Below are 25,454 nucleotides of genomic sequence, written 5' to 3' on the forward strand. Positions count from 1 at the left end.
GCACGGTGATGTTCCGGGCGACGGTTCCGGGTGACGGTTCCCGTCGGCCGACGACCCGTGTCACGGACGGACGTGACCGTCCCCGTGCACGACCCACTTGGTCGTCGTCAGCTCACCGAGGCCCATCGGCCCACGGGCGTGGAGCTTCTGCGTCGAGATGCCGATCTCGGCGCCGAGGCCGAGCTGGCCGCCGTCGGTGAAACGGGTCGACGCGTTGACCATGATCGCCGCCGAGTCGAGCTCCGCGACGAACCGCTCCGAGGAGACCAGGTCGCGCGTGACGATCGCCTCCGTGTGCCCCGAGGTCCAGGTGCGGATGTGCTCGAGCGCCTCGTCGAGGTCGGGTACCACGCGCACCGCGATCTCCGCGGCCAGGTACTCGGTGGCCCAGTCCTCGTCCGTGGCGGGCAGCACCTCGAGGTCGGCCGGTGCGAGGTCCGCGGTCCGGGCGTCGCCGTGCACGACGACGCCCGCGCGCGCGAGGGCCGCGAGCGCGTCCGGGAGGAAGCCGTCCGCGGCGTCGGCGTGCACGAGCAGCGTCTCCGCGGCGTTGCACACCCCCACGCGCTGCGTCTTGGCGTTGAGCAGGATCTCGAGCGCCATCGTCGGGTCGGCGGAGGCGTCGACGTAGACGTGGCAGTTGCCCACACCCGTCTCGATCACGGGCACCGTCGACTCCTGCAGGACGGTCCGGATGAGGTCGGCACCACCCCGCGGGACGAGCACGTCGACCAGGCCCCGGGCGTGCATCAGCGCGACCGCCCCCGGCCGGCCGTGACGGTCGATCGACTGGACCAGGTCCGCAGGCAGCCCCTGGGCCTCGAGCGCGCGGGCGAGCACGGCCACGATGACCTCGTTGGAGCTCGCCGCGGCCGACCCGCCGCGCAGGATCACGGCGTTGCCGCTCTTGAGCGCGAGGCCTGCGGCGTCCACCGTCACGTTGGGCCGGGCCTCGTAGATCATTCCGACGACGCCCATGGGCACGCGCAGCTGCCGCATCCGCAGCCCGTTCGGGAGGGTCGAGCCGCGCACGACCTCACCGACCGGGTCGGGCAGCGCGGCCAGCTCGCGCAGGGCGTCGGCGATGACGCCGATCCGCTCAGGCGTCAGGGTGAGGCGGTCGAGGAGCCCGGCGGAGGTGCCGGCCGCCCGGCCACGCTCGACGTCGACGGCGTTGGCCGCGACGATCTCCGCGCTCGCCGCGACGAGCGCGTCCGCGAGGGCGTGCAGGGCCGCGTCCTTCGTCGCGCGCGTCGCGGTGGCCAGCACGCGGGAGGCCACCTTCGCTCGGCGCGCGGTCTCCCGGACCTGCTCGGAGACGTCCGCGGACGTGGGCGCGGGCGCCGGCGACGTCCCCGTCGCGCTCGTCCCCGCAGCAGTCGTCCGGTCAGGTGTGAGAGTCATCTCGCCAGCCTAACCGCGCCGCCGCGGATCGTGAACGGGCGTCCGCCAGGCGTCTACCGGGTCCGACGCCGTACGAGCACGAGGTCGTCGCGGTGCACGACCTCGCGGTCGTACCCCTCCCCGAGCTCGTCGCGCAGGTCGTGCGTCGAGCGCCCGAGGAGACCGGGCACCTCCGACGCGTCGAACGCCACGAGGCCGCGGGCCACGACCCGACCGTCGGTCCCCACGAGCTCGACCGGGTCCCCCGCCTCGAAGTCCCCCTCGACGGCGGTGATCCCGGCCGGGAGGAGCGAGGCCCGGCCGCCCAGGACCGCGGCGACCGCGCCGTCGTCGAGCACCAGCCGGCCCCGGGTCCGGGCGGCGTGCGCCAGCCACAGCCGACGACGCGAGGTGCGCTTGCCGGTCGCGGCGAACCAGGTGCCGACGGGCTCGCCGGCGAGCGCCCCCGCGGCGTGGCCCGCCTTCGTCAGCACGACCGGGATGCCCGAGGCCGTCGCGATCGACACCGACTCGAGCTTGGTGAGCATGCCGCCCGTGCCGACGGCGCTCCCCCGCCCGGTCACCTCGATGCCCTCGATGTCGGCCGGGGACCGGACCTCGCGGATCTGCCGCGTGCCGGGACGGGACGGGGGCCCGTCGTAGAGACCGTCGACGTCGGTGAGCAGGACCATCGCGTCGGCCCGCACGAGGTGGGAGACCAGGGCGGCGAGCCGGTCGTTGTCGCCGAAGCGCAGCTCGTCGGTCGCGACCGCGTCGTTCTCGTTGACCAGGGGCACCACCCCGAGGTCGAGCAGGCGCTCGAGCGAGCGCTGGGCGTTGCGGTAGTGCCCGCGCCGCACCGTGTCCTCGGCGGTGAGGAGCACCTGGCCGACGCGGATGCCGTACCGCGCGAACGCCTCGGTGTAGCGCGCGACGAGCATCCCCTGCCCGATCGACGCCGTCGCCTGCGCGGTCGCGAGGTCGCGGGGCCGTGCGCTGAGGCCCAGCGGGCCGATGCCCGCCGCGATGGCCCCGGACGTCACCAGCACCACCTGGCCACCCGCGGCGTGCCGTGCCGCGATGACGTCGGCCAGCGCGCGCAGGGCGTCCAGCGCGAGGTGGCCGTCGGGGCCGGTGAGGGACGAGGAGCCGATCTTGACGACCACACGATGGGCGGTCGGGAGCTGGGAGCGGTCGGCGAGCGGGTTCACCGCACCATCATGGCGGTCGACGCCGCGCGTGCGCTCCCGATTTCACCTGTCAGACCGGGACCACCTGCATGGCGGCCCCGGTCCGTCCGGTGATCAGTCCTCGTTCGGGTCCGTCCACGTGCCGGCCTTGCGCTCGGTCCAGAGCTCGGCGCGCGCCTCGGCCTTGGCGTCCATGCGCTCGGTGTACTCCCGGCGCTTGTCCGAGCGCGTCGGACGCTGGCTCTCGTCGAGCCGCAGGTCCGTGCCGCGGGGGCCGCCCAGCAGCTCCGAGCCGGTCAGGAGCGTGGGCTCCCAGTCGAAGACGACCGCGTTCTTGTCGGTCCCGATGCGCACCTCGTCACCGGCCACCGCACCCGTCTTGAACAGGCGCTCCTCGACACCGAGGCGTGCGAGCCGGTCCGCGAGGTAGCCCACGGCCTCGTCGTTCGAGAAGTCCGTCTGGCGGACCCAGCGCTCGGGCTTGGAACCGCGGACCTGGAAGTAGTACCCGCCCTCGCCCGACTTCTTGCGCTCGACGGTGAACCCCGCGTCGTCGACGGCGCGCGGCCGCAGCACGACCCGCGTCGGCTCGGGAGCGGGCGCCTCGCGGCGCGACCTCTCCACCATCTCGGCCAGCGCGAACGTCAACGGACGCAGACCCTCGTGGCTCGCCGCGGAGATCTCGAAGACCTGCAGGCCGCGTGCCTCGAGCTCCGGACGCACCATCTCGGCGAGCTCCCGCGCCTCGGGGACGTCGACCTTGTTGAGCACCACGAGCCGGGGCCGCTCGGTCAGCGGCAGGCGACCGCCCTCGATCGTCAGGTCACCGGAGTAGGCGGCGAGCTCGGCCTCGATGATGTCGAGGTCGCTGATCGGGTCGCGCCCGGGCTCGAGCGTCGCGCAGTCCAGCACGTGCACGATCACGGCCGTGCGCTCGATGTGGCGCAGGAACTCGAGGCCGAGACCCTTGCCCTCGCTCGCGCCGGGGATGAGCCCCGGGACGTCGGCCACCGTGAACCGGGCCGACCCGGCCTGCACGACACCGAGGTTCGGCACGAGCGTCGTGAACGGGTAGTCGGCGATCTTCGGCCGCGCCGCGGAGATCGAGGCGACGAGCGAGGACTTGCCCGCGCTCGGGTAGCCGACGAGCGCGACGTCCGCGATCGTCTTCAGCTCGAGGACGACCTCGGCCTCCTCGCCCGGCTCGCCGAGCAGCGCGAACCCGGGGGCCTTGCGACGCTTGGAGGACAGCGCGGCGTTGCCGAGCCCGCCGCGGCCACCGGCCGCGATGACGTACTCGGCCCCGGCGCCGACGAGGTCGGCCAGGATGGTGCCGTCGGGGTCCTTGACGACGGTGCCGTCGGGCACCGTGAGGACCAGGTCGCCGCCGGCGGCGCCGTCCCGGTCGTCACCCATGCCCTGGCTGCCCGACGCCGCGTGGCGGTGGGGCGAGTGGTGGTACTCGAGCAGCGTGGTCGTCTGGGGGTCGACGACGAGCTTGACGGTGCCCCCGTCACCCCCGTTGCCGCCGTCGGGGCCCGCGAGGGGCTTGAACTTCTCCCGGCGGATGGAGGCACAACCGTTGCCACCGTCCCCGCCGGAGGCGTGCAGGACGACTCGATCGACGAACGTGGCCATGGTTGATCCTCTCGAAGGTGCTGCTCTCGGGGTTCGCCGCGGACGGGACCCCGAGCCGTAGACAGCGGGAGGGGCGCACCGCGTCGGTGCGCCCCTCCCGGTCAAGCTGTGCGTGTGAGGCTCAGGCCTCGGCGGCGACGATGTCGATGACCTTGCGGCCTCGGCGCGTGCCGAACTGGACGGCACCGGCCGTCAGGGCGAACAGGGTGTCGTCGCCACCGCGACCGACGTTGTTGCCCGGGTGGAAGTGCGTGCCGCGCTGGCGGACGATGATCTCGCCGGCGCCCACGACCTGGCCGCCGAAGCGCTTCACACCGAGGCGCTGGGCGTTGGAGTCACGACCGTTGCGCGAGGAGCTCGCGCCCTTCTTGTGTGCCATGTCGAACCTGCTTTCGTGCTGAGGAAGTACGGGGGGGTCCAGCTGCGACGGCGCTCACCGGAACCGGGAGACCGTCGAGGGAGTCACTTGATGCCGGTGACCTTCAGGCGGGTCAGCTTCTGACGGTGACCCTGGCGCTTGCGGTAGCCGGTCTTGTTCTTGAACTTGAGGATCGTGATCTTCGGACCCTTCTCGTCCCGGACGACCTCGGCGGTGACCTTGACCTTCGCGAGCTTCGCCGCGTCGGTGGTCACCTTCTCCCCGTCCACCAGCAGGAGAGCGGGCAGCTCGACGGACTGGCCGGCGTCAGCCGACAGACGGTCGACGACGACGATATCGCCGACGGACACCTTCTCCTGGCGGCCACCGGCCTTGACGATCGCGTACACCACGTTGTTGCTCATCTCTCTTAGTCTGCGGCGTGCTCGTCATGGCTGACCGTCTTGGGGGTACTCGGTACGCCGCAGCGTGCGAGTGCGACCAGTCCATGGGCACACGGGATCAGCGCGCATCCAAGCGCACCGACGCTCAAGGTTACGGACTGCGGGGCCGCAGGTCAAACAGGGCTCGTGGCTCGCGCAGCGGCTCAGTCGAGGACGAACGTGACCTCGAGCGCGACCTGCCACGCGACGATGTGCCCGTCACGCACCTCGACCTTCTGGTCCTTGACCCAGGCGCCGCTCACGTTGCGCAGCGTCGAGCTCGCCCGCTCGACCCCGATGCGCACGGCGTCCTCGAAGCTCGTCTCGGAGCGCGCGCTGATGTTCGTGATCCGTGCGACCGTCCCGCTCATGTCGACCTCCACGTTGACGTGCGACCGCCCCGTTGCGGACGCACACAGACGAGCATGCCCGCCCCCGGCGCACCTCGCCACCGCTCGACATAGGCTCGCGGTAGGCCCGGGACAGGATCGAGACAGCATCAGCACGACCGGACGGAGGCGACCATGGCGCAGGGCCGGGACGCACCCGTGGACGACGCCGTGGCCCGCGCGATGACCGCGCTCGACCGGCGCAGGTTCCTGCCGCCCGACCAACGGCCCCACGCGCACGAGGACCGCCCGCTGGCCATCGGCCACGAGCAGACGAGCTCCCAGCCGTCGACGGTCGCCGCGATGCTGCGGCTCCTCGCGGTACCTCCGGGCGCCCGCGTCCTCGACGTGGGCGCGGGCTCCGGGTGGACGACGGCGCTGCTCGCCCGCCTCGTCGGCCCCACCGGGAGCGTGCTGGGCCTCGAGCGGCACCGCGACCTGGCCCGCTGGGGCGCGGCCAACCTCTCGACGACCGGGATGCCGTGGGCAGCGATCGAGCTCGCCGACGAGGGGACGTTGGGGCGTCCGGTCGTCGGCGGCTACGACCGGGTCCTCGTGTCCGCCGCCGCGACGGAGCTGCCCGAGGCGCTCCTGGAGCAGCTCGCCGTCGGCGGCCGGATGGTGATCCCGGTCCGGCACACCATGCTCCTCGTCGAACGGGACCGGGCCGGCGTGCGCACGAGCGAGCACGGATCGTACTCGTTCGTGCCGCTCGTCACCACGTCTCCGACGCGAGACGCAGGCGCTCCTCCAGACCGGCGACGACCACGTCGACCCCGAACGTGAAGCGGTCCGTGGAGTCCTCTCCGGCCGCGGCGGCCCGTGCACTACCGGCCGACTGCTCCTCGATCGCGAAGCCGAGCACGTAGCTGAGCAGCGTCCCCCACGCCCGGGTCGCGTCCTCGGTCGAGAACCCCGCCGCGGTGAGGATCTCGAGCGGTTCCGCGATCGCCTCCCGGAGACGGTCGCCCGAGACGGTCGCCCCGCTGAACACCCGCGCCCCGTCACGACGCCCGAGCAGCATGGCCCGCACGTTCGCCGCGGACTCGCGCACGCACTCCTGCCAGGGCTCGCCCGCCGCGGTCGCCTCGTCCCAGGCCGCGCCCTCGATGAGGTCGCGGAGCATGGTCGTCGCCATCTCGGCGAGCAGGTCGGCCTTGCTCGCGAAGTGCCAGTAGAGCGCGGGGGCCTTCACACCGAGGTCGTCGGCCAGCCGGCGCAGCGTGAGCCCGTCGAGGCCGACCTCGTCGAGGAGCGCGAGCGCACCCCGCACGACGCGCTCGCGGTCGAGCCGCGCTGCCGCTCGTGGTGCCGTGCCTGCTCCCACACCCTGCTCCCGTCCGTCGGAGGATCTCGGCGAGCACCCTCCGGCGCCGCCCCGGCCTTGACACCTTAACAATGTTCGGCAACTCTGTCGTGGTCCGACCTGAACACCGTTAAGGAGATCGCCGTGCGCGTCCTGCTCATCGTCAACCACCCGTACGAGGGCAGCTTCAGCCGCGCTCTGGCCACCGCCGCCGCACGCGGCGCGGTCGCCGCCGGCCACGAGGTCGACGTCATCGACCTCGACGTGGACGGGTTCGACCCGGTCATGCGCCGCGACGACCTGGGAGCCTGGCGCGACCAGCGCTCGCTCGACCCGCTCGTCGCCGAGTACCAGGAACGGCTCTTCGCGGCCGACCACGTCGTGATGGTCTTCCCCGTGTGGTGGGAGGTCATGCCGGCGCTCACCAAGGGGTTCTTCGACAAGGTCCTCGTGCCCGGGACGACGTACACCGAGAACTCGATCGGGGCGCTCGTCGGCCGGTTCCACCACCTGCGGGGCGTCACGGTCGTCACGACCATGACCACACCGGGACCGGTCTACCGGTGGTGGTTCGGCAGCACCGTCCACAAGGCCGTCGTGCGCGGGGTGTTCCGCAAGCTCAGGGTCCGCCGGGTCCGCTGGGTGAACCACGCCCGGGTCGCCCAGGTGTCCCCCGAACGGCGCGCCGCGTGGCTGGCGTCGCTCGAGAGCCGGATGCACCGGCTCCCCCGGTCGAGCCGTCAGCCCGTGGGGGTGCCGGTTCCACGACGCCAGGGCGCGTCCGCGAGGTGAACCCGGCACCGCGCCTGGTAGGACTCCGCCCCGCCGACGTGCTCCGCCGCCGTCCGCAGGGCGTCGGCGGCGGGCGCCTCGAGCCGCACGTGGAACGCGGCGTCCGCGCCGCACACCCCGCACACCGCCGTCAGGCGATCCACCCGTTCGGCGAGCGCCCCGAGCTCCGAGACCGGTGCGAACGGCCGCGCGTCGAAGGTCACGTCGAGACCGGCGACCACGACGACGCAGCCCCGGTCGGCGAGCCGGCCCACGACGTCGAGCAGCCCCGGACCGAAGAACTGCGCCTCGTCGATCGCGACGAGCTCGACGTCGGCCCCGACGACGTCCTCGATCCGGGCCGCGTCGGTCACGGCACGCGACGGGATGTCCAGGCCGGAGTGCGAGGAGACGCGCCCGGCGCCCCGGCGGGTGTCGAGGGTGTGGCTCACGACCTCGACCGTGCGACCGGCGATGCGCGCGCGCCGCACCCGGCGCATCAGCTCCTCGGACTTCCCGGCGAACATCGGGCCGGCGATGACCTCGACGTGCCCGCGGGGCGGCTCGCCGGGCCGTGTCTCGGCACGGCGGCTCACGGCGTGCTCGCCTCCCACTCGCGACGGAGCACGCCCATGACGACCGCGTCGTGGCGCACGCCGTCGACGACCCGCGCGTCGCGGAACCGGGCCTCCTCGACGAAGCCCAGCGCACGACCGACCGCGAGCATCGGACCGTTGCCCGACCACGTCGCGAAGTCCAGCCGCACCCAGTCCGTCACGGAGAACAGGTAGGTGGTCCACAGCGCGAGCGCCTCACGCCCGACCCCGTGCCCCCGGACGGCGGGGTCGTAGACGCCGATGCCCATCCGCGCCCAGGACGTCTCGCGGGACTCCCAGTACCAGGACACGGTGCCCACGAGGCGGTCGTCGACGTCGGCCACGACCGCTCGGCCCGGCGGCAGCCCGGTCGAGCGGTCGCCACGAGTGGAGTCGGGGAGCCCGGCGACGTGGGCGTCGGCCTCGGCGTCCGTCGGCACCGGGTAGTACGGACCGTCCCACCGGTGCCACTCGTGCTCGGGGCGCAACCACTCCCGGTACGCGGAGACGTCCCGCGGGCGCCAGCCACGGAGCCGGGCTCGTCGCCCGACTCCGTAGACCGGCACGCCCGGGGACGTCGCCTCGGTGTGCTGGACCGTCACACGCCCTCGCGGACGTCCTGGCCCTCTACCGCGTCAGCCACGACCACCATCTCGTCCGCGCCTTCGGCGTCTCCTTTGGCCGGCTCGGCGGCCTCCTCGGGCTCGGGCTCAGGCTCAGGTACGGCGGCGACCTGTGCGTCCTGGTCCTCGGTGTGCTCCGGGTCGACGTGCGCCTGCTCGGCCTCGCCGTGCTCGTCGTGCTCGGGGTGCTCGTGCGCGTGGGCCGCCGCCGCCGCGATCGTCGCGAGCGTCGCCTTGACCGCCTCACGCGCCTCGGAGGAGACCTCCGGCAGGACCGGGACGACGGCCGCGGCCGGCGCGGACGCGTCCTTCGCCCCGCCGCGCTTGCGCCGGGCGCGTCCCCGCGACCCGTCGCCGTCGCCCGCCTCGGGCTGGCCGCCAGCCTGGTGGCCACCGCCACCACCGTTGCCGGCGCTGCTGCCCGACTTCTCGATCGGGGCGTCGTGCACGACGAAGCCTCGACCGTTGCAGTGGTCGCACGTCTCGCTGAACGCCTCGACGAGGCCCTGCCCGACCCGCTTGCGGGTCATCTGCACGAGCCCGAGGGACGTCACCTCGGCGACCTGGTGCTTCGTCCGGTCACGGCCGAGGCACTCGACGAGCCGGCGCAGCACGAGGTCACGGTTGGACTCGAGGACCATGTCGATGAAGTCGATGACGATGATGCCGCCGATGTCCCGCAGCCGAAGCTGGCGGACGATCTCCTCGGCCGCCTCCAGGTTGTTGCGCGTCACCGTCTCCTCGAGCGTGCCGCCCGTGCCCGTGAACTTGCCGGTGTTGACGTCGACGACCGTCATGGCCTCGGTCCGGTCGATGACGAGCGAACCACCCGAGGGCAGCCAGACCTTGCGGTCCATCCCCTTGGCGAGCTGCTCGTCGACCCGGTGCTCGGCGAAGACGTCCTTCTCGGAGGTCCAGCGGCTCACCCGTTCGCGCAGGTCCGGCGCAAGCTCCTCGACGTACGAGGAGATCTCGCCCCACGCGCCGTCGCCCTGGACGACCAACGACGAGAAGTCGTCGTTGAAGATGTCGCGCACGACCCGGATCGCGAGGTCCGGCTCGCCCTGGAGCAGCGCCGGGGCGTGCGTCGAGCTCTTGGCAGCCTTCTCGGTGATCGACTCCCACTGGTGGCGCAGGCGCTCGACGTCGGCCCGCAGCTCGTCCTCGCTCGCACCCTCGGCCGCGGTGCGCACGATGACGCCCGCGCCGTCGGGCACGACCTCCTTGAGGATCTTCTTGAGCCGCGCCCGCTCGGTGTCCGGCAGCTTGCGGGAGATGCCCGTCATCCCGCCACCGGGCACGAAGACCAGGTACCGACCGGCGAGCGTGACCTGCGACGTGAGGCGCGCGCCCTTGTGCCCGATCGGGTCCTTGGTGACCTGCACGAGCACGGAGTCGCCCGACTTCAGGGCCTGCTCGATGCGGCGCGGCTGGCCCTCGAGCCCTGCGGCGTCCCAGTTGACCTCGCCGGCGTAGAGGACCGCGTTGCGGCCCTTGCCGACGTCGATGAACGCGGCTTCCATCGAGGGCAGGACGTTCTGGACGCGACCGAGGTAGACGTTGCCCGCCATCGAGACCTGCGACTGCTGGGAGACGTAGTGCTCGACGAGGACACCGTCCTCGAGCACGGCGATCTGCGTGCGGCCACCGCGCTCACGCACGACCATCGACCGTTCGACGGACTCCCGGCGGGCGAGGAACTCGGCCTCGGTGATGATCTGACGGCGGCGACCGGCGTCACGCCCCTCACGGCGACGCTGGCGCTTCGCCTCGAGACGGGTCGAGCCCTTGAGCGCGGTGACCTCGTCGGACGAGGTGCGCTCGCGGGACGACCGTCCACGCGCCGGCGACGTGCTCTCGCCGCCCTCGCTGCGACCACCGCGGCGGCGACGCCGCCGACGGCGGCTCGAGCTGCCGTCGCCGCCCTCGTCGCTGTCGTCGGACTCGTCCTGCTCGGTGGCACCGGGCTCCGGCGCGGTCGCGTCGTCGCCGTCCACGACCTCGCCGGACCGCTCGGTCGGACGGTCCCCGCCGTTGTTGTCGTCGTCGGAGCCGCCCTCGCCACCCTGGCGGTTGCGGCGCCCGCGGCCTCCGCGGCGGCGACGACGACGCGGCGCGCCGCCCGGCTCACCGTCGTCCTCGTCGTCGAGACCCTCGGCGCCGTCGGCGTCCTCGTCGAAGTCCTCCGGGGCGAAGGCCTCGTCGGCGAGGTCGACGCCGTCCGCGACGAGCTCCGTCTCGAGGCGCTCCACCGCCTCGATGGCCGCCAGCTCGTCCTCGGAGAAGATCGCGGCGACCGCGTCCCGCGCCCGGTTGGGGGCGTCTGCCGCCGTGTCGCCGGAGGAGTCGTCCGATCGTGCGGTGCTCTTCTGCGCGGGCGCCGTGGCTCGCGTCGACGCCTCGGGCTCGACGGTCTTCGGCGGACCGGCCGGCGACTGCGCGCGGCGCGAGCGCCGCGGCGCCGCGGTGGCGTCGGGTGCCTGGAAGAGCAGCGCCGTCGTCGCAGGACGGGATGCGGGCGCAGCGTCGGCGGGGGCCGCCTGCGCCGGCACCTGGACGGTCGACTCCTGCTGCGACGCAGGCTCGGCCGGCTCGTTCGCGGACTTCTCGCTCGCGGCCGTGTCCTGCTCGACCGCAGGGGCCGACGTGGTGGCCGACGTCGCGCGGCGGCGTCGACGGGCAGGCGCCTTCTCGGCAGGCGCCTCGGCCGCGGGGGCCTCCGCCTCGGTCGCCACTGCGGCCGGTGCGGCCGGTGCGGACGCGGCCGTACCCGACTCGTCAGCGCTCGGCACCTCGGTGCCCTGCGCCTCGGCGGCCGGCGCCTTCTTCGTCCGGGAGGTCTTCTTCGCCGGAGCCTTGGTCACCGACGCCTTGCGGCGGCGGGTCGTCGTCTCGGCGGGTGCGTCGGACGCGGGCTCGTCGGGAGTGCTCGTGGGGTCCGTCGACTGCTCGGTGGCCGGTGCCTGCTCGGCGGGGACAGCCTGCTCGACCGCGTCCTGCGCGTTCGGTGCCGCGCTCGCGCGGCGACCGCTGCGACGGCGGGGTGCGCGGGCCTCGGGCTCGGCCGTTCCCAGCAGGGTGTCGGCGTCGGGCACGGTCACCGTACGGGGCGCGGAGGCCGGCTCGTCGGCACCGGCGCGCAGGCCGAACTCCGACAGGACGTCCAACGACTCGGCCGGCACCGACCGGGTCGTGCTCCTGCGGGACCGGCGGGCGCGCCCGGTCCCGGTCTCCGGGGTCTCCGCCACGTCGGCGGGCACGTCGGCGGGCACGTCGAGGGGCGCTGCGGCCGCCTTCTTCGTCGGCGGGGTGGCCGGCGCGACGTCAGTGGTCACGGCGGGCGCGGCAGCGTCCGCGCCGTCGGCCGGTGCGGCGTCGGCCGCCGGGGTAGCGGTGGTCCGGGTGACACGACGTGAGGCGCGCTTCTTCGGCGCGGCGGGTGCCTCGGCGGGCTCGGCGGGCGCGCTCGTCGGCGTGCTCTGCTCGGTCGGTGTCGAGGCGGCCTCGGTCGTGGCGGCTACGGTGCTCCCGGTCTCGGGGGCTGCCGCTCGCGGTGCGGCGGCGCTGCGGGTGGCCCGCCGGCGGGGGGTCTTCTTCGCCGTCGTCGGCTCGGCGGGTGCGCCGCTCGAGTCGGTGGATGAGGCGGGAGTGGTCTCGGACGTCACGCGTCGTGCTCCTGGTACCCCGAGGTCCGCTCCCACATCGGGCGGACCGCCGGGCGGTCGGTCGCCGCTCGGGACGAGCGCACCTGAGCGCGTCGCCCCCGCGACGGAAGTCGTCGGTGGCGGCTGGCGGCAAGGGCGGGCGGCGGGGGCGCCAGGCCGTCCGGGCCATTCGTCCCGGGCGGCGGCGCTCCGCGAGCCGCTGACCGCGGTTGCTGCGAGCACGTAATCGTGGGGTGGGCGATGTGGCTCCCTCCCTGCTGCGGCAAGTATCGCACGAGACGGACCAAGGACCCCCCAGAGGGCACCCGACACGCACACCGCGACGGGCCGCAGGCACCGCCCTCGACGCCCGGTCGGGAGGGTCCCGACCGGTGACCACGAGGACCTCGGGCCCGCGGAGCCGGGACCTAGGTCCCGCTTGTGAAGATCCTCACAAGGCGCGCTCTGACAGGCGTCTTGGGTTCCCCAGCGGCCCTGGATGCGGCACATTGGACCTGACGCCGGGTCAGCACGCCCCCGGCTTCGCCACGCCCCCTCATCGGCTCACCCTCAGGAGCGTTCGTGGACGTCCTCGATCTCGCACGGTGGCAGTTCGCCATCACCACCGTCTACCACTTCATCTTCGTGCCGCTGACGATCGGGCTCGCGCCCCTCGTCGCGATCATGCAGACGGCGTGGGTGCGCACCGGCAACGAGCGCTGGCTCAAGCTCACGAAGTTCTTCGGCAAGCTCTTCCTCATCAACTTCGCCCTGGGCGTCGTGACCGGGATCGTCCAGGAGTTCCAGTTCGGCATGAACTGGAGCGAGTACTCGCGCTTCGTCGGCGACGTCTTCGGCGCACCGCTGGCGATGGAGGCCCTCGCGGCCTTCTTCGTCGAGTCGACGTTCCTGGGCCTGTGGATCTTCGGGTGGGACCGGCTCAACAAGAAGGTGCACCTCGCGTGCATCTGGGCCGTCGCGATCGCGGTGAACCTCTCGGCGTACTTCATCCTCGCGGCGAACTCGTGGATGCAGCACCCGGTCGGCACGATCTACAACCCCGAGACGGGCCGTGCGGAGATGGTCGACGTCTGGGCCGTGATCACCAACATCACCGTCCTGGCGGCGTTCCCGCACACCGTGGCTGCCGCGTTCCTCACCGCCGGGACGTTCGTCGCCGGCATCGGCGCCTGGTGGATGGTGCGGCTCGTACGGACCCGGCGCCCCGAGAACGTGACCCTCGCCCGCGAGGTCTACCGGCCCGCCGTCGTCCTCGGCATGGTCACGATGCTCGTCTCCGGCGTGGGTATCGCCGCGAGCGGCGACTGGCAGGCCAAGCTGATGTTCGAGCAGCAGCCCATGAAGATGGCCGCGGCCGAGGCGCTCTGCGACGGGACGGAGGGCGGCGCACCGTTCTCGCTGCTCACCATCGGCGACCTGTCGAACAGCTGCGAGGGCGTCCACCACATCCTCGAGATCCCCGGGCTCACGTCCTACCTCGCCAAGAGCGACTTCAACGCGCCCCTGCCCGGTGTCAACGACATCCAGGAGGAGTACACCGAACGCTACGGCGACCTGACCGCGGCCGGCGAACCGGTCGACTACTCGCCGAACCTCGCGCTGACCTACTGGAGCTTCCGCCTGATGATCGGCCTCGGAATCGGCAGCGCGGCGCTGGCGGTCATGGCGCTGTGGCTCACGCGCAAGGGCCGGGTCACGGACAACGTGTGGTTCTCCCGCGTCGCGCTCGTCGCGATCCCGACGCCGTTCCTCGCCTCGGCGTTCGGCTGGATCTTCACCGAGACGGGCCGCCAGCCCTGGGTCGTCGTCCCCAACCCCACGGGGGTCGACGCCGTGCGGCTGCTCACCGAGCGAGGCGTCTCCACCGTGGTGGGCCCCACGACCGTGCTCGTGTCGATGATCGCCTTCACGCTCCTGTACGGGGTGCTCGCGGCCGTCTGGTTCAAGCTCATCCACCGCTACGCCGTCGAGGGCGTCCCCGAGGTCGTCCACGACGACTCGCCGGAGGCCCGCGCCGACGACGAGGACGACGCGGACCGGCCGCTGTCCTTCGCCTACTGACACCCCGACCTGCTCGACACGACTGGAGATCTCAGACACATGGAGCTCACGACCGTCTGGTTCCTGCTCATCGCCGTGCTGTGGGCCGGGTACCTCGTCCTCGAAGGTTTCGACTTCGGCGTCGGGATGCTGCTGCCGGTGCTGTCCCGGGACCGGGACCCCCGCGCGAAGGACACCAAGCGCCGCCTCACCATCAACACCATCGGCCCGGTCTGGGACGGCAACGAGGTGTGGCTCATCACGGCGGGAGGTGCGACGTTCGCCGCGTTCCCCGAGTGGTACGCCACCCTCTTCTCCGGGTTCTACCTGCCGCTCCTGCTCATCCTGCTCGCGCTCATCGTGCGGGGTGTCGCCTTCGAGTACCGGGGCAAGATCAACGACCCGGTGTGGGCACGCCGCTGCGACCAGGGCATCATCCTCGGATCCTGGATCCCGGCGGTCCTGTGGGGGGTCGCGTTCGCGAACCTCGTGCGCGGCGTCGAGCTCGACGCCGACCACCAGTTCGTCGGCGGCTTCTTCTCCCTGCTGAGCCCGTTCGCCCTCCTCGGTGGCGCGGTGACGCTCCTGCTCTTCCTCCTGCACGGCGCCGTGTTCCTCGCGCTCAAGACCGACGGCGAGACCCGGGCCGAGGCCCGCCGCCTCGCCGGGTACTTCGCGGTCGCCGCGCTCGTGGTGGCGGGCAGCTGGGCCGTGTGGGCCCAGGTCGCCTACTCGGTCACCTGGACCTGGGCCGCCGTCGTCGTCGCGGCGGCGAGCCTCGTGGGTGTGATCCTCACCAACGCGCGAGGCCGTGAGGGGTGGGCGTTCACGCTCTCCGCCACCGCGATCCTCGCCGCCGTCGTGCTGATCTTCGGCTCCATGTACCCCGACGTCATGCCCGCGACCGACCCGGCGAACTCGCTGACGATCGACAACGCGTCCTCCACCACCTACACCCTGACGGTGATGACGTGGGTCGCCGTGATCCTCGTCCCCGTCGTCCTCGCCTACCAGTCGTGGACCTACTGGGTCTTCCGGCGTCGGCTCTCGACGAAGGACATCCCCGCTCCCATCGGCCTGTCGCTGCGCAAGCTCCGCGACGCGGCGTTCGGCGGTCCCTCGTCCGGCAGCGCCACGTCGATCGACCTCACGGTCGACGAGACCCGCCGCGACGACGCGCTGGACGACCCGGCCACCCGGCGCGGCGGTGGCGGGTGAAGCCGCTCGACCCCCGCCTGCTGCGGCAGGCGCGCGCCGCGCGCGGGTACGTCGTCCTCACGGCGGCACTCGGCTTCGTCACCGCCGCGCTCGTCGTCGCTCAGGCGCTGACGATCGCGGCGGTGCTCGCCCCGGCCATCCAGGGCACCCTCGACACGTCCCGCGCCGCGCCCCTGCTCGCCGTGCTCGCCGCCCTCGTCGCCGCCCGCGCCGTCACGGCCTGGGCGCAGGAGCGCTTCGCCCTGCGCGCCTCCGCACGGACCGTCGCCGAGCTCCGCGAGCAGGTCGTCACCCACGCCGTCGCCCTCGGGCCCCGGTGGCTCGCCACCGGCCGCGGCCCCGCGGTCGCGACGCTCGCGACCCGCGGCCTCGACGCCCTCGAGCCCTACCTCGTGCGCTACCTGCCGCAGCTGCTCCTCGCCGCGACCGTCACCCCGGCCGCTCTCGCCGTCGTGCTCGGCCTCGACTGGATCTCCGCGGTCGTCATCGCCGTGACGATCCCCCTCGTGCCGATCTTCATGATCCTCGTCGGGCAGCTCACGGCCGGGACCTCGGAGCGACGCCTCGTCGTCATGCAACGGCTCGGCGCACAGGTGCTCGACCTCCTCGCCGGACTGCCCACCCTGCGGGCCTTCGGCCGCGAACGCGGCCCCGAGAAGCGGGTGCGCGAGCTCGGCGAGGCGAACCGCAAGGCCACCATGGGGACGCTGCGCGTCGCGTTCCTCTCGGGCATGGTCCTCGAGCTGCTCACGACCCTGTCCGTCGCGGTCGTCGCGGTCGGCGTGGGCCTGCGCCTCGTCTACGGCGACGTCGGGCTCGAGCCCGCCATCGCCGTGCTCGTCCTCGCCCCCGAGGTGTACCTGCCCCTGCGGCAGGTCGGGCAGCACTTCCACGCCTCCACCGACGGCATCGCCGCGGCGCAGCAGGCGTTCGACGTGCTCGACGAGCCGGTCCGGCCCCGCGGGACGGTCCCTGCCCCCGCGCTCGCGGGCGCCACGATCACCCTCGACGACGTGAGCGTGCGCGCCGGCGACCGTGACGTCCTCGCGCCCGCCGGTCTCACCGCGACGCTAGGACGCGCCGCCGGTGGCCGCGGGTCCGTCGTCGCCCTGACCGGACCGAGCGGAGCGGGCAAGACGACGGCGGCCCTGGTCCTGCTCGGCCTGGTCGCCCCCGACGCCGGCCGGGTCGTCATCACGACCCCGGCGGGCGAGCGCCACGACCTGGCAGACCTCGACCCGGCGACGTGGTGGTCACAGATCGCCTGGGTCCCCCAGCGCCCCACCCTCTCCCCCGGCACGGTCCGCGACGCGGTGCTCGACGGCGTCGGGCAGGTCACGGGCGAAGCCCTCGCCCGCGCCGCGCGCATCACCGGGCTCGACCACGTGGTCGCCGGCCTCCCGCAGGGCTGGGACACACCCGTCGGCCTCGGTGGCGTCGGGCTCAGCGTCGGCCAGCGCCAGCGCGTCGCCCTCGCGAGCGCCCTGCTCGGCGACCCCGCCGCCGTGCCCCTCGTCGTCCTCGACGAGCCCACCGCGCACCTCGACGCCCACGACGAGGAGGCCGTGCTCGACGCCGTGCGCACCTGGCGCGACCAGGGCCGCACCGTCGTCGTGGTCGCCCATCGCGCGAGCCTTGTGGCGCTCGCGGACACCGTCGTGACGGTGACCTCAGCAGTCGAGGCGACGTCAGGCGTCGACACAGGGTCAGCCGCAGACGCGCGGGACCGGGTGGAGGTGCGCTCATGAGCGCGTCCGCCGGTCGGCTGCGCGACCGTCTCGCCGCCGACCCGCTCTGGCGTGCTGTCCGTCTGCTCGACGTGCGCTGGGGCCGCACCGTGAAGGCCGTCGTGCTCGGGTCGCTCGCGCTCGGCAGCTCGGTCGCGCTCGCCGCCGTCGCCGCGTGGCTCATCGCCCGCGCCTCGCAGATGCCGCCCGTGCTGACGCTCGGTGTCGCGGTCGTGTCCGTCCGGGCGTTCGGGATCTCCCGTGGCATCTTCCGCTACCTCGAACGGCTTGCGTCCCACGACGTCGCGCTGCGCGGCATGGCCGTCCTGCGGGCCAACCTCTACGCCGCGCTCGCCGCCGGGCGCCCGGGCACCGTCGTCGCGCTCCGGCGCGGCGACCTGCTCGCACGGGTCGGGGCGGACGTCGACGCGGTGGGGGACGTCGTCGTGCGTGCGCTCATCCCCGCGGGCGTCGCGGTGGTCGTCGGCACGGGGTCGGTCGTGCTGCTCACGGCGTTCCTCCCGGCCGCTGGTCTGGCCCTCGCCGCGTGCCTGGTCGTCGCGGCGGTGGTGGGCCCCTGGTTGTCCGCCCGGGCCGCCCGCACGATCGAGGTGCGCGGCGCGGCCGCGCGCGCCGACATGACCTCGGCCTGCCTCGACCTCCTCGAGAACGCCGGCCCGCTCGCGGTCTCCGGACGGCTCGAGACCCGCACGGCCGCGCTGCGCGCCGCCGACCGCGAGTTCGCCGCCGCGAACGACGACGGCGCCCGCACCGCAGGTCTCTCCGCCGGGCTCGTCGCCGGGGCCACCGGGACGGCGGTTCTCGCCGCGCTCCTGCTCGGGCTGCCCGCGATCACCGCCGGGACGCTCACCGCGACGGAGCTGTCCGTCGTCGTGCTCACCCCGCTCGCCGTGTTCGAGGTCGCCACCGTCCTGCCCGCGGCGGCCGTGCAGCTGCGCCGGTCCCGGATCGCCGCCCAGCGCATCATGGCGATGCTCGACGGCGCCGAGCCCGCTGCCGACGACGCTCCCGTGGCGGACAGCGCCCCCGTGGGCTCGACCGTCCACGGCGGCGGCACGGCAGAGGGCACCGCGCCCGTCGCCCGGCTCGACGGGGTGGCGTGCGGCTGGGGCAGGGACCCGGCCGTGACCGGGATCGATCTCGTGCTGCGGCCCGGGCGCGCCGTCGGCGTCGTCGGACCCTCCGGCATCGGGAAGTCCACGCTGCTCATGACCGCAGCGGGTCTTGTGCCGACGCAGGCCGGAACCGTCACGCTGGACGGCGTGGCCGTCGACGACGTCCCGGGTGACGAACTCGCCCGACAGGTCGTCTTCGTCGCCGAGGACGGGCATGTCTTCGACACCACCGTGCTCGAGAACCTCCGGGTCGCCCGGGGGGACGTGACACCAGAGGAAGCGCGTGAGGCGCTCGCCGACGTCGGCCTCGTCGGCTGGCTCGACGCCCTGCCCGACGGTCTGGGCACGACCCTGGGACCGGACGCGACGACCGTCTCCGGCGGCGAGCGCCGTCGTCTCCTCGTCGCGCGGGCGCTGCTGGCCCCGGCACCGCTGCTGCTCGTCGACGAACCGGCCGAGCACCTCGACGCGGCCACCGCGGACGCGCTCGTCGCCCGGCTCGTCGAGGTGTGCCGCTCGCGGGGACGCGGTCTGCTCCTCGCGACCCACCGGCTCAGCGCGCTGGTCGGCGTCGACGAGGTGCTCGTGCTCGCGCAGCCCGCGGACGGCGGACCGGCGGCGGTCGTCGCCCGCGGCCCGCACACCGACCTGGTGCGCGACGTCGAGGCCTACCGCTGGGCGCTCGACCGCGAGCAGAGCGGGGTGCAGGTGACCTGAGGCGACCGGCCGCCGCGATAGCGTCGGAGCCGTGAAGATCCTCGTCCCCCGCACCTTCCCTCTCGACCTCGACCTCATGCCCGAGGACGAGGTGGCCGCCTACGACGTGTCGGCACCGTTCGCGGACGACGACGCCGACGCCGAGGTGCTCGTCGTCTGGGGCAACACGCCGGAGAACCTCGCCGACGCGGCCGCGCGCCTGACCCGGCTGCGATGGGTGCAGACGCTGGCCGCCGGGCCGGACGCCGTGCTCGGTGCGGGGTTCGGCCCGCAGGTGCTCGTGACCTCCGGACGCTCGCTGCACGACGCCACCGTCACCGAGCACACGCTCGCGCTGGTCCTGGCGGCCGTGCGCCGGCTCGACCTGCTCGGGGCGGCCCAGCGCGAGCGGCGCTGGGACACGACTCTCAACCGCGCCCAGGCGGACCCCACGACCGCGCAGCGGTACACGCTCGCCGGCGCGCACGTCGTGATCTGGGGCTTCGGGTCGATCGCCGGCCGGCTCGCGCCGCTGCTGTCCGCGCTCGGTGCCCGGGTCACGGGCGTCGCGAACAGCGCGGGCGAGCGTCACGGCGTCCCGGTCGTCACCCGCACCGACCTGCCCGCCGTCCTCGCCGACGCCGACCTGCTCGTGTCCCTGCTCCCGGCGCTGCCGTCGACCCGGCACGCCCTGGACGCCGAGGTCATCGGTCTGCTGCCGTCGCACGCGTGGTTCGTCAACGTCGGCCGCGGTGCGACCGTGGACGAGACCGCGCTCGGCGACGCCCTGCGCGACGGTCGGCTCGGCGGCGCCGCGCTCGACGTCACCGAGACCGAGCCCCTGCCCGCCGACTCCCCGCTGTGGGACGCACCGAACCTCGTCCTCACACCGCACGTGGCGGGCAACCGTCCACGCGGCGCCGCGGCGTTGGTGAACGACAACCTCGCCGCACTCCGCTCCGGCCGCGAGCTGCGCAACGTCGTCCCCCGCTGAGTGCATGGAAGCGGCGCGGTCAGAACGATTCGACCGCGCCGTTCTCCCGCACTCAGCGGCAGGGTGCTACCAGCGGCCGGCGCGGGGCCGGCGTTGGCAGGTGGGGCACGTGAACGACGAGCGGTTCATGAACTCGTCGCGCCGCACGAGCGACCCGCAGCGCGGGCATGGCTGCCCCTCCTGGCCGTAGACGGCGAGCGAGCGCGAGAAGTACCCGGAGCGGCCGTTGACGTTGACGTACAGGGCGTCGAAGCTCGTGCCTCCCTGGGCCAGGGCCTCGCGCATGACCTCCTCCGCGGCGTCGAGCACCTGCCGGGCCTGCGCGGCGCGCAGGGTGTCGGTCGCGCGCGCGTAGTGCAGCCCTGCACGCCACAGCGCCTCGTCGGCGTAGATGTTCCCGATCCCCGACACGAGGCGCTGGTCGAGCAACGCACGCTTGATCCCGGTGCGCCGGGCGCGGATCGCCCGCACGACGGCGTCCCGGTCGAGCGCGGGGTCGAGCAGGTCGCGGGCGATGTGCACCGCGGGGGCCGGCACCGTGGCGAAGGGCGAGCCCTGCCCCCCGGACGCACCGTCCGGCGTCGGGACCAGGTCGGTCACCGACAGGTGGCCGAACGTCCTCTGGTCGACGAAGTCCAGCGCGACCGGCTCTGCCCCGACGTCCAGGAGCAGGCGCACCCGCAGGTGTGACGACCGGACGTCGAGCTGCTCCCCGGACCGCACGAGCAGCTGCCCGGACATCCCGAGGTGCGCCATCATCGCCGCCGCCGGGCCGGGTGCCTGAGTGTCGCCACCACCGGGCTCGCCGAGCGGGAGCCAGAGGAACTTGCCGCGGCGGGCCGCGGCGACCAGGCGACGGCCGACGAGCTGGCCGCGGAAGGCGCTCGCGCCGCCGTCGTGCCGCCGGATGCTGTAGTCCCGCAGGACCTCGACGTCCCGCACGACGCCACCCACGGCGTGCCGCACGAGACCGTCCCGGACGGTCTCGACCTCCGGGAGCTCAGGCACCCGGCTTCTCGGCCTGGTCGGCGGGAGCGTCGTGGGCGGGTGCCGCTGCGGCAGACTCCTCGCGCAGCGCGCGGTAGGCCCGCTCGGCCGCCTGCTGCTCGGCGTACTTCTTCGCCGTGCCCGTGCCCGTGCCGTACACACGACCGCCCAGGTGGATCGACGAGGTGAACATCCGGGCGTGGTCCGGGCCGGACGCCTCGTTGGAGTAGGACGGCGCACCGAGCCCGGCGGCCGCGGCGGCCTCCTGCAGGGAGGTCTTCCAGTCCAGGCCCGCACCCAGGTCGGCGGCGACGGCGAGCGTCGGGTCGACGAGCCGGTGCACGAGCCCGCGGGTGATCTCCAGGCCGTGGCTGAGGTAGGTCGCGCCGATGAGCGCCTCGACCGTGTCGGAGAGGATCGAGTCCTTGTCGAACCCGCGGGTGCGCACCTCCCCCTTGCCGAGCAGCACGTAGCGACCCAGCCCGAGGGTCCGGGCGATCGCGGCCAGCGCCTTCTGCGAGACGGTCGCGGCCCGCATCTTCGCGAGCTCACCCTCCGAGAGGTCAGGGTGACGCCGGTACAGCGCCTCGGTGACCACCAGCCCGAGCACCGTGTCGCCGAGGAACTCGAGGCGTTCGTTCGTCGGGATGCCACCGTTCTCGTGCGCGAACGAGCGGTGCGTCAACGACAGCACAAGAAGCTCGGGGTCCAGATGGACCCCGAGCTTCTTGAGAAGACCGGCCGGCGATGCCGAGGACGCTGACGGTCCCGAGGACGACGAAGTCACTGTCGGCGATGCCGGATCGAGCCGCAGGCTCAGCCTGCGTGCTCGGTGCGCAGCGCCTCGGCGTACTGGCGACCCTTGTAGGTACCGCACGTCGGGCACGCCGCGTGCGACAGCTTGTCAGCCTTGCACTGCGGGCAGGTGGTGAGGTTCGCGGCGGTGGTCTTCCACTGCGAACGACGCGCACGGGTGTTGCTGCGCGACATCTTGCGCTTCGGAACAGCCACGGCTAGCTCTCTTTCGTCTCGTCGGACACGCTCGAATCGTCGAGCATGCTCTTCAGCGCCGACCACCGGGGGTCGACAAGTTCGTGCGTGTGCTCCGGGTCGTCCGCGAGCCGCGCTCCGCACTCGGAGCACAGACCGGGGCAGTCCGGCTGGCACACCGGTTGAAATGGTAGTGCAGTGACCACCGAATCCCGTAGCGCGGGCTCGACGTCGGCCAGGTCGCCGTCGAGCTCGTAGACCTCTTCCTCGTCGTCGCCGGACTCCTCCGCGGCCTTGGCGCGCTCCGGGTAGGCGAACAGCTCCTGGATGTCGACGACGACGTCTGCCGTCACCGCGTCCAGGCACCGCACGCACTCACCGACCGCGCCACCACGGATCTCTCCGGAGACGAGGACGCCCTCCATCACGGCCTCGAACCGCAGGTCCAGGTCGAGGTCCGTGCCTTCGGGGATGCCGATCACGACGGTACCGAGGTCTGCCGGGGCGTCGACGGTGCGCTGCACCCGCATCATCGAACCGGGACGTCGACCGAGCTCGTGCGTGTCGAGCACGAGCGGCGAACGAGGGTCGAGAGTGATGAGGTGCTCCGCGGGGTGTCAGGGCGGACGACGGTCGGCCCGGGTGTCGAGGTCTCGGCGTGCACGACGGCGCCCAGGGGGCGGCGACGTGCTGGCCACGGCCCGCGCCGTGTTCGGCAGGACCAACGGACAATCCTACGGCATGTGCAGCACCGTCCCAAACGACCCCGGGCCCGACGTCGCGTTCGTCACATCGCGCGCTCAGTCGCGCTCGGTCGTGCCGTCCAGGCGCTCCGCGAGCTTGGCCCGGCCGGCCTGCACCTGCGCCATGACCTTGCCCAGATCGACCTCGAACTCGGCGAGCCGACGGTCGCAGTAGTCGTCCGCGTCCACGCGGAGCTCCGTGGCGGTGCGCTGGGCGTCATCCACGATCTCGTGGGCGCGGGACTGCGCCTGCGCGACGACCTGCTCCGCCTGCACGAGCTCGATCGCCCGGGCACGGGCGGTCGTGAGGATCTCCTCCGCCTGCCGGTGGGAGTCCTCCAGCACCCGGTCCGCCTCCGCGAGCACCTCGTCGGCGTGCGCGAGCTGCTCCGGCAGGGCATCGCGCAGCTCGTCGATCAGCGCGAGGGCGTCCGACCTGTTCACCAGCACCGACGCAGACATCGGCATGGCCCGCGCCGACTCCACGAGGTGGGTCAGGTCGTCGAGGATGGTGTGCAGGCCGGCCTCGACCTCCTGCTCCTCGCCCCCGGCTCCCGGCTCGTTCCCGCTCGTCCCGACCGCGCTCATCGTCCTGCCCCTTCCGTGGTCCCACGATCGATGTCCGCTCGCGCCCCGTCGTTCACGACGCCGCGGGCCGCGAGCGCCGCGTGCACCGCAGGCGCGACGCCCGGCGGGACGAGGTCCTCGATCGGCCCGCCGAACCGGGCGACGTCCTTGACGAGCGAGGACGCCACGTGAGCGAGCCGCGGGTCGCCCGGCACGAAGACGGTCTCGACGCCCGCGAGGTGCCGGTTCATGAGCGCCATCGGCAGCTCGGCGTCGAAGTCGGCGCCGCCGCGCAGGCCCTTGACGACCGCGACGGCACCTACCTCGCGGCAGAAGTCCATGAGGAGGCCGGGCACGATCTCGACCCGGACGTCGGCGAGGCCGGGGCTGCGGGCCAGCGCGGCCCGGGCCAGCTCGACCCGGCGCGGGGCGTCGAGGAGGACGTTCTTCGAGGAGTTCTGCGCGACCCCGACGACGACCTCGTCGAACATCGAGCGGGCGCGCCGGACGATGTCGAGGTGGCCGAGCGTGATCGGGTCGAACGATCCGGGACAGACGGCGGTGCTCACGGTCGTCACGGTAGTACACAGGGCCTGTCTCGCAGGGCGCCCCGGGTGCGGGCGCGTCGTCGCCCGGGCGAGGATGGCGTCATGGACTCCGCCCGTCTGCCCGTCGTCCCGCTGACCTCGACGCACGATCTCACCGCGCTGCACCGGGACGTGCTCAGCCCGTCGTTCCCGCCCGCGGAGCTCGTGCACCTCGACGACTTCCTGGGAGGCCACGCGACGGGCCGGTCCCGCAGCGTCGGGGTCGTGTCCGACGGCGCGGTCGTGGCGGGCGCCGTCGGGTCCTGGTCGGCGACCTCGGGGGTCCTGCTCCTGGAGTACCTGGCCATCGCTCCCGGTCACCGGGGCGGGGGCATCGGCTCGAGGCTCCTCACGGCGGCGCTCGACGAGTGGCAGGCGACGCTGGACCCCGTGCTGGTCCTCGCGGAGGTCGAGCACCCCGGTCACCACGACGCGAGCGAGGCGCACGGCGACCCGTCGGCCCGCCTACGCTTCTACGCGCGGCACGGCGCGCGGGTGCTGCCCGTCCCGTACTTCCAGCCCGGCAACGCCCCGGGCGCCCCGCGGGTGCCTGCGCTGCTGCTCATGGTGCTGCGCTCCGCGGAGCCGGAGGCCTCGAGCGTCCCGGCAGGCCCGGTGCGGGTCTTCCTCGAGGAGCTCCTGGTGGCGGCCGAGGGAGTGGTGGCCGACGACGAGGCCACCCGTGCTCTCCTCGACGCCGTGTCAGGCGACCGGGTGGAGCTGGTGGAGCCCGCGGACCTCGACCGTGCACGCGTACCCGTCGCCGAGCTCGACGCCGCCACCGCGCACGCGCCTCAGACGGCCTGGGCAGGCTCCCCGGACCCGTCCGCCACTGATCCGGGCGCCTCGGCCTCGACCGGTCCCGCGTAGTAGACAGCAGCCTCCCCGTAGTCCTTGCGGACCAACAGCTCCCACGTCCCCGGCCACACCGGCGCGGGGCTGCGCGTCGAGCGCTCCACCACGACGACGGCGTCCGGCAGCAGGGCGCCAGGCCTCGCGAGCTGGTCGAGGACCACCGCGAGGGCGTCCTCGCCCAGGTCGTAGGGCGGGTCCAGGAGCACGAGGTCCCACGGGAGGTCCGGCGGGACCTGGACGTAACGCTCCGCCTTGTCCTGGACGACCTCGACACCGGGCAGGTCGAGCGCGCGTGCGTTCGACCGGCACACCTGGGCCGCGACGCGCGCAGCCTCGACCAGCACCACGTGCCGGGCCCCGCGGCTCGCCGCCTCCAGCCCGAGCGCCCCGGTACCGGCGTACAGGTCGAGGACGCGCGCGCCCGCGACCACCCCGTAGTGCTCGAGGCGGGAGAAGATCGCCTCCCGGGCGCGGTCGCTCGTCGGGCGGGTGCCCCTCGGCGGAACCTGCAGGGTCCGCCCGCCGGCCGTACCGGCCACGATCCGTGTCACG

The 25,454-nt window shown here is 73.6% G+C and carries 25 protein-coding genes; 8 read left to right on the forward strand and 17 right to left on the reverse strand.

Going from position 1 to position 25,454, the window contains the following annotated elements; translation table 11 throughout:
* Positions 1-60: 60 nt before the first annotated feature.
* The 6 genes from OHL10_RS10355 to OHL10_RS10380 form a co-directional block, all read right to left on the reverse strand.
* Positions 61-1,404, reverse strand: coding sequence for a glutamate-5-semialdehyde dehydrogenase (locus tag OHL10_RS10355; RefSeq protein WP_265522128.1), 1,344 nt, complete (start codon positions 1,402-1,404; stop codon positions 61-63).
* A gap of 53 nt (positions 1,405-1,457) precedes the next feature.
* On the reverse strand, positions 1,458-2,594 hold the full coding sequence (gene proB, locus OHL10_RS10360; RefSeq protein WP_265522129.1) for a glutamate 5-kinase: 1,137 nt from the start codon (positions 2,592-2,594) through the stop codon (positions 1,458-1,460).
* Between the two features lie 93 nt (positions 2,595-2,687).
* Complete coding sequence (gene obgE, locus OHL10_RS10365) at positions 2,688-4,211, reverse strand: GTPase ObgE (RefSeq protein ID WP_265522130.1); 1,524 nt, start codon at positions 4,209-4,211, stop codon at positions 2,688-2,690.
* A gap of 121 nt (positions 4,212-4,332) precedes the next feature.
* Positions 4,333-4,590, reverse strand: coding sequence for a 50S ribosomal protein L27 (gene rpmA / locus OHL10_RS10370; RefSeq protein WP_265522131.1), 258 nt, complete (start codon positions 4,588-4,590; stop codon positions 4,333-4,335).
* An 83-nt stretch (positions 4,591-4,673) separates the two neighbouring features.
* Positions 4,674-4,982, reverse strand: a complete 309-nt coding sequence (gene rplU, locus OHL10_RS10375) for a 50S ribosomal protein L21 (protein ID WP_265522253.1) — start codon at positions 4,980-4,982, stop codon at positions 4,674-4,676.
* A 194-nt stretch (positions 4,983-5,176) separates the two neighbouring features.
* Positions 5,177-5,383: a dodecin family protein gene (locus OHL10_RS10380; protein ID WP_265522132.1), complete on the reverse strand. Its 207-nt coding sequence runs from the start codon at positions 5,381-5,383 to the stop codon at positions 5,177-5,179.
* A 153-nt stretch (positions 5,384-5,536) separates the two neighbouring features.
* On the opposite strand from OHL10_RS10380, the gene OHL10_RS10385 reads away from it, so the two are divergent.
* Complete coding sequence (locus tag OHL10_RS10385) at positions 5,537-6,187, forward strand: protein-L-isoaspartate O-methyltransferase family protein (RefSeq protein ID WP_265522133.1); 651 nt, start codon at positions 5,537-5,539, stop codon at positions 6,185-6,187.
* On the opposite strand, the gene OHL10_RS10390 is transcribed toward OHL10_RS10385, so the two are convergent.
* On the reverse strand, positions 6,117-6,728 hold the full coding sequence (locus OHL10_RS10390) for a TetR/AcrR family transcriptional regulator C-terminal domain-containing protein (RefSeq protein WP_265522134.1): 612 nt from the start codon (positions 6,726-6,728) through the stop codon (positions 6,117-6,119). The genes OHL10_RS10385 and OHL10_RS10390 overlap by 71 nt on opposite strands.
* A 123-nt stretch (positions 6,729-6,851) precedes the next feature.
* Between OHL10_RS10390 and OHL10_RS10395 the strand changes: the two genes are divergently transcribed.
* Positions 6,852-7,499 (forward strand): NAD(P)H-dependent oxidoreductase, encoded by a 648-nt coding sequence (locus tag OHL10_RS10395; protein WP_265522135.1) that lies wholly within the window; start codon positions 6,852-6,854, stop codon positions 7,497-7,499.
* Here OHL10_RS10395 and OHL10_RS10400 read toward each other — a convergent pair.
* From OHL10_RS10400 to OHL10_RS10410, 3 genes are all read right to left on the reverse strand, one after another.
* On the reverse strand, positions 7,448-8,005 hold the full coding sequence (locus OHL10_RS10400; RefSeq protein WP_265522254.1) for a thymidine kinase: 558 nt from the start codon (positions 8,003-8,005) through the stop codon (positions 7,448-7,450). The two genes, OHL10_RS10395 and OHL10_RS10400, sit on opposite strands and share 52 nt — an antisense overlap.
* A gap of 65 nt (positions 8,006-8,070) precedes the next feature.
* Complete coding sequence (locus tag OHL10_RS10405) at positions 8,071-8,676, reverse strand: GNAT family N-acetyltransferase (RefSeq protein ID WP_265522136.1); 606 nt, start codon at positions 8,674-8,676, stop codon at positions 8,071-8,073.
* Positions 8,673-12,362, reverse strand: coding sequence for an Rne/Rng family ribonuclease (locus OHL10_RS10410; RefSeq protein WP_265522137.1), 3,690 nt, complete (start codon positions 12,360-12,362; stop codon positions 8,673-8,675). Before OHL10_RS10410 ends, OHL10_RS10405 begins: the two co-directional genes overlap by 4 nt.
* Positions 12,363-12,923: 561 nt before the next feature.
* Between OHL10_RS10410 and OHL10_RS10415 the strand changes: the two genes are divergently transcribed.
* From OHL10_RS10415 to OHL10_RS10435, 5 genes are read left to right on the forward strand one after another with little or no spacing between them, the layout of a single operon-like run.
* Positions 12,924-14,423, forward strand: a complete 1,500-nt coding sequence (locus OHL10_RS10415) for a cytochrome ubiquinol oxidase subunit I (protein ID WP_265522138.1) — start codon at positions 12,924-12,926, stop codon at positions 14,421-14,423.
* Positions 14,424-14,462: 39 nt separating this feature from the next.
* Complete coding sequence (gene cydB, locus OHL10_RS10420; protein WP_265522139.1) at positions 14,463-15,620, forward strand: cytochrome d ubiquinol oxidase subunit II; 1,158 nt, start codon at positions 14,463-14,465, stop codon at positions 15,618-15,620.
* The gene (cydD, locus tag OHL10_RS10425) at positions 15,617-17,368 is read left to right on the forward strand and encodes a thiol reductant ABC exporter subunit CydD (RefSeq protein WP_265522140.1); all 1,752 of its coding nucleotides are present in this window, start codon (positions 15,617-15,619) and stop codon (positions 17,366-17,368) included. Before cydB ends, cydD begins: the two co-directional genes overlap by 4 nt.
* Complete coding sequence (gene cydC, locus OHL10_RS10430) at positions 17,365-19,200, forward strand: thiol reductant ABC exporter subunit CydC (RefSeq protein ID WP_265522141.1); 1,836 nt, start codon at positions 17,365-17,367, stop codon at positions 19,198-19,200. Before cydD ends, cydC begins: the two co-directional genes overlap by 4 nt.
* 31 nt (positions 19,201-19,231) lie before the next feature.
* Entirely contained in the window at positions 19,232-20,173 is a 942-nt protein-coding gene (locus OHL10_RS10435) for a phosphoglycerate dehydrogenase (protein WP_265522142.1), read from the forward strand.
* A 66-nt stretch (positions 20,174-20,239) separates the two neighbouring features.
* On the opposite strand, the gene mutM is transcribed toward OHL10_RS10435, so the two are convergent.
* The 6 genes from mutM to coaD all read right to left on the reverse strand — a co-directional run bounded on the left by mutM (position 20,240) and on the right by coaD (position 24,029).
* On the reverse strand, positions 20,240-21,181 hold the full coding sequence (gene mutM / locus OHL10_RS10440) for a bifunctional DNA-formamidopyrimidine glycosylase/DNA-(apurinic or apyrimidinic site) lyase (protein WP_265522143.1): 942 nt from the start codon (positions 21,179-21,181) through the stop codon (positions 20,240-20,242).
* On the reverse strand, positions 21,174-21,947 hold the full coding sequence (gene rnc / locus OHL10_RS10445; RefSeq protein WP_265522144.1) for a ribonuclease III: 774 nt from the start codon (positions 21,945-21,947) through the stop codon (positions 21,174-21,176). The genes mutM and rnc overlap by 8 nt, the downstream gene beginning before the upstream one ends.
* Positions 21,948-21,976: 29 nt before the next feature.
* Entirely contained in the window at positions 21,977-22,171 is a 195-nt protein-coding gene (gene rpmF / locus OHL10_RS10450) for a 50S ribosomal protein L32 (protein WP_265522145.1), read from the reverse strand.
* 2 nt (positions 22,172-22,173) lie between these two features.
* Positions 22,174-22,722: a YceD family protein gene (locus OHL10_RS10455; RefSeq protein ID WP_265522146.1), complete on the reverse strand. Its 549-nt coding sequence runs from the start codon at positions 22,720-22,722 to the stop codon at positions 22,174-22,176.
* Positions 22,723-22,950: 228 nt separating this feature from the next.
* Positions 22,951-23,481, reverse strand: a complete 531-nt coding sequence (locus OHL10_RS10460) for an ATP synthase subunit B family protein (RefSeq protein ID WP_265522147.1) — start codon at positions 23,479-23,481, stop codon at positions 22,951-22,953.
* Positions 23,478-24,029, reverse strand: coding sequence for a pantetheine-phosphate adenylyltransferase (gene coaD, locus OHL10_RS10465; RefSeq protein ID WP_265522148.1), 552 nt, complete (start codon positions 24,027-24,029; stop codon positions 23,478-23,480). Before coaD ends, OHL10_RS10460 begins: the two co-directional genes overlap by 4 nt.
* Before the next feature lie 81 nt (positions 24,030-24,110).
* Between coaD and OHL10_RS10470 the strand changes: the two genes are divergently transcribed.
* Positions 24,111-24,917 (forward strand): GNAT family N-acetyltransferase, encoded by an 807-nt coding sequence (locus OHL10_RS10470; protein ID WP_265522149.1) that lies wholly within the window; start codon positions 24,111-24,113, stop codon positions 24,915-24,917.
* Here OHL10_RS10470 and rsmD read toward each other — a convergent pair.
* The gene (gene rsmD / locus OHL10_RS10475; protein ID WP_265522150.1) at positions 24,842-25,453 is read right to left on the reverse strand and encodes a 16S rRNA (guanine(966)-N(2))-methyltransferase RsmD; all 612 of its coding nucleotides are present in this window, start codon (positions 25,451-25,453) and stop codon (positions 24,842-24,844) included. The genes OHL10_RS10470 and rsmD overlap by 76 nt on opposite strands.
* Position 25,454: the final 1 nt, after the last annotated feature.

This window comes from Oerskovia flava (assembly GCF_026163685.1).
GTDB classification, from domain to species: Bacteria; Actinomycetota; Actinomycetes; order Actinomycetales; family Cellulomonadaceae; genus Oerskovia_A; species Oerskovia_A flava.

Coding starts and splice junctions, on each gene's coding strand:
- OHL10_RS10355 (WP_265522128.1), bottom strand. CDS start 1,404: ATGACTCTCACACCTGACCGGACGACTGCTGCGGGGACGAGCGCGACG.
- obgE (WP_265522130.1), bottom strand. CDS start 4,211: ATGGCCACGTTCGTCGATCGAGTCGTCCTGCACGCCTCCGGCGGGGAC.
- rpmA (WP_265522131.1), bottom strand. CDS start 4,590: ATGGCACACAAGAAGGGCGCGAGCTCCTCGCGCAACGGTCGTGACTCC.
- OHL10_RS10380 (WP_265522132.1), bottom strand. CDS start 5,383: ATGAGCGGGACGGTCGCACGGATCACGAACATCAGCGCGCGCTCCGAG.
- OHL10_RS10385 (WP_265522133.1), top strand. CDS start 5,537: ATGGCGCAGGGCCGGGACGCACCCGTGGACGACGCCGTGGCCCGCGCG.
- OHL10_RS10400 (WP_265522254.1), bottom strand. CDS start 8,005: ATGTTCGCCGGGAAGTCCGAGGAGCTGATGCGCCGGGTGCGGCGCGCG.
- cydB (WP_265522139.1), top strand. CDS start 14,463: ATGGAGCTCACGACCGTCTGGTTCCTGCTCATCGCCGTGCTGTGGGCC.
- cydC (WP_265522141.1), top strand. CDS start 17,365: ATGAGCGCGTCCGCCGGTCGGCTGCGCGACCGTCTCGCCGCCGACCCG.
- OHL10_RS10460 (WP_265522147.1), bottom strand. CDS start 23,481: ATGAGCGCGGTCGGGACGAGCGGGAACGAGCCGGGAGCCGGGGGCGAG.
- OHL10_RS10470 (WP_265522149.1), top strand. CDS start 24,111: ATGGACTCCGCCCGTCTGCCCGTCGTCCCGCTGACCTCGACGCACGAT.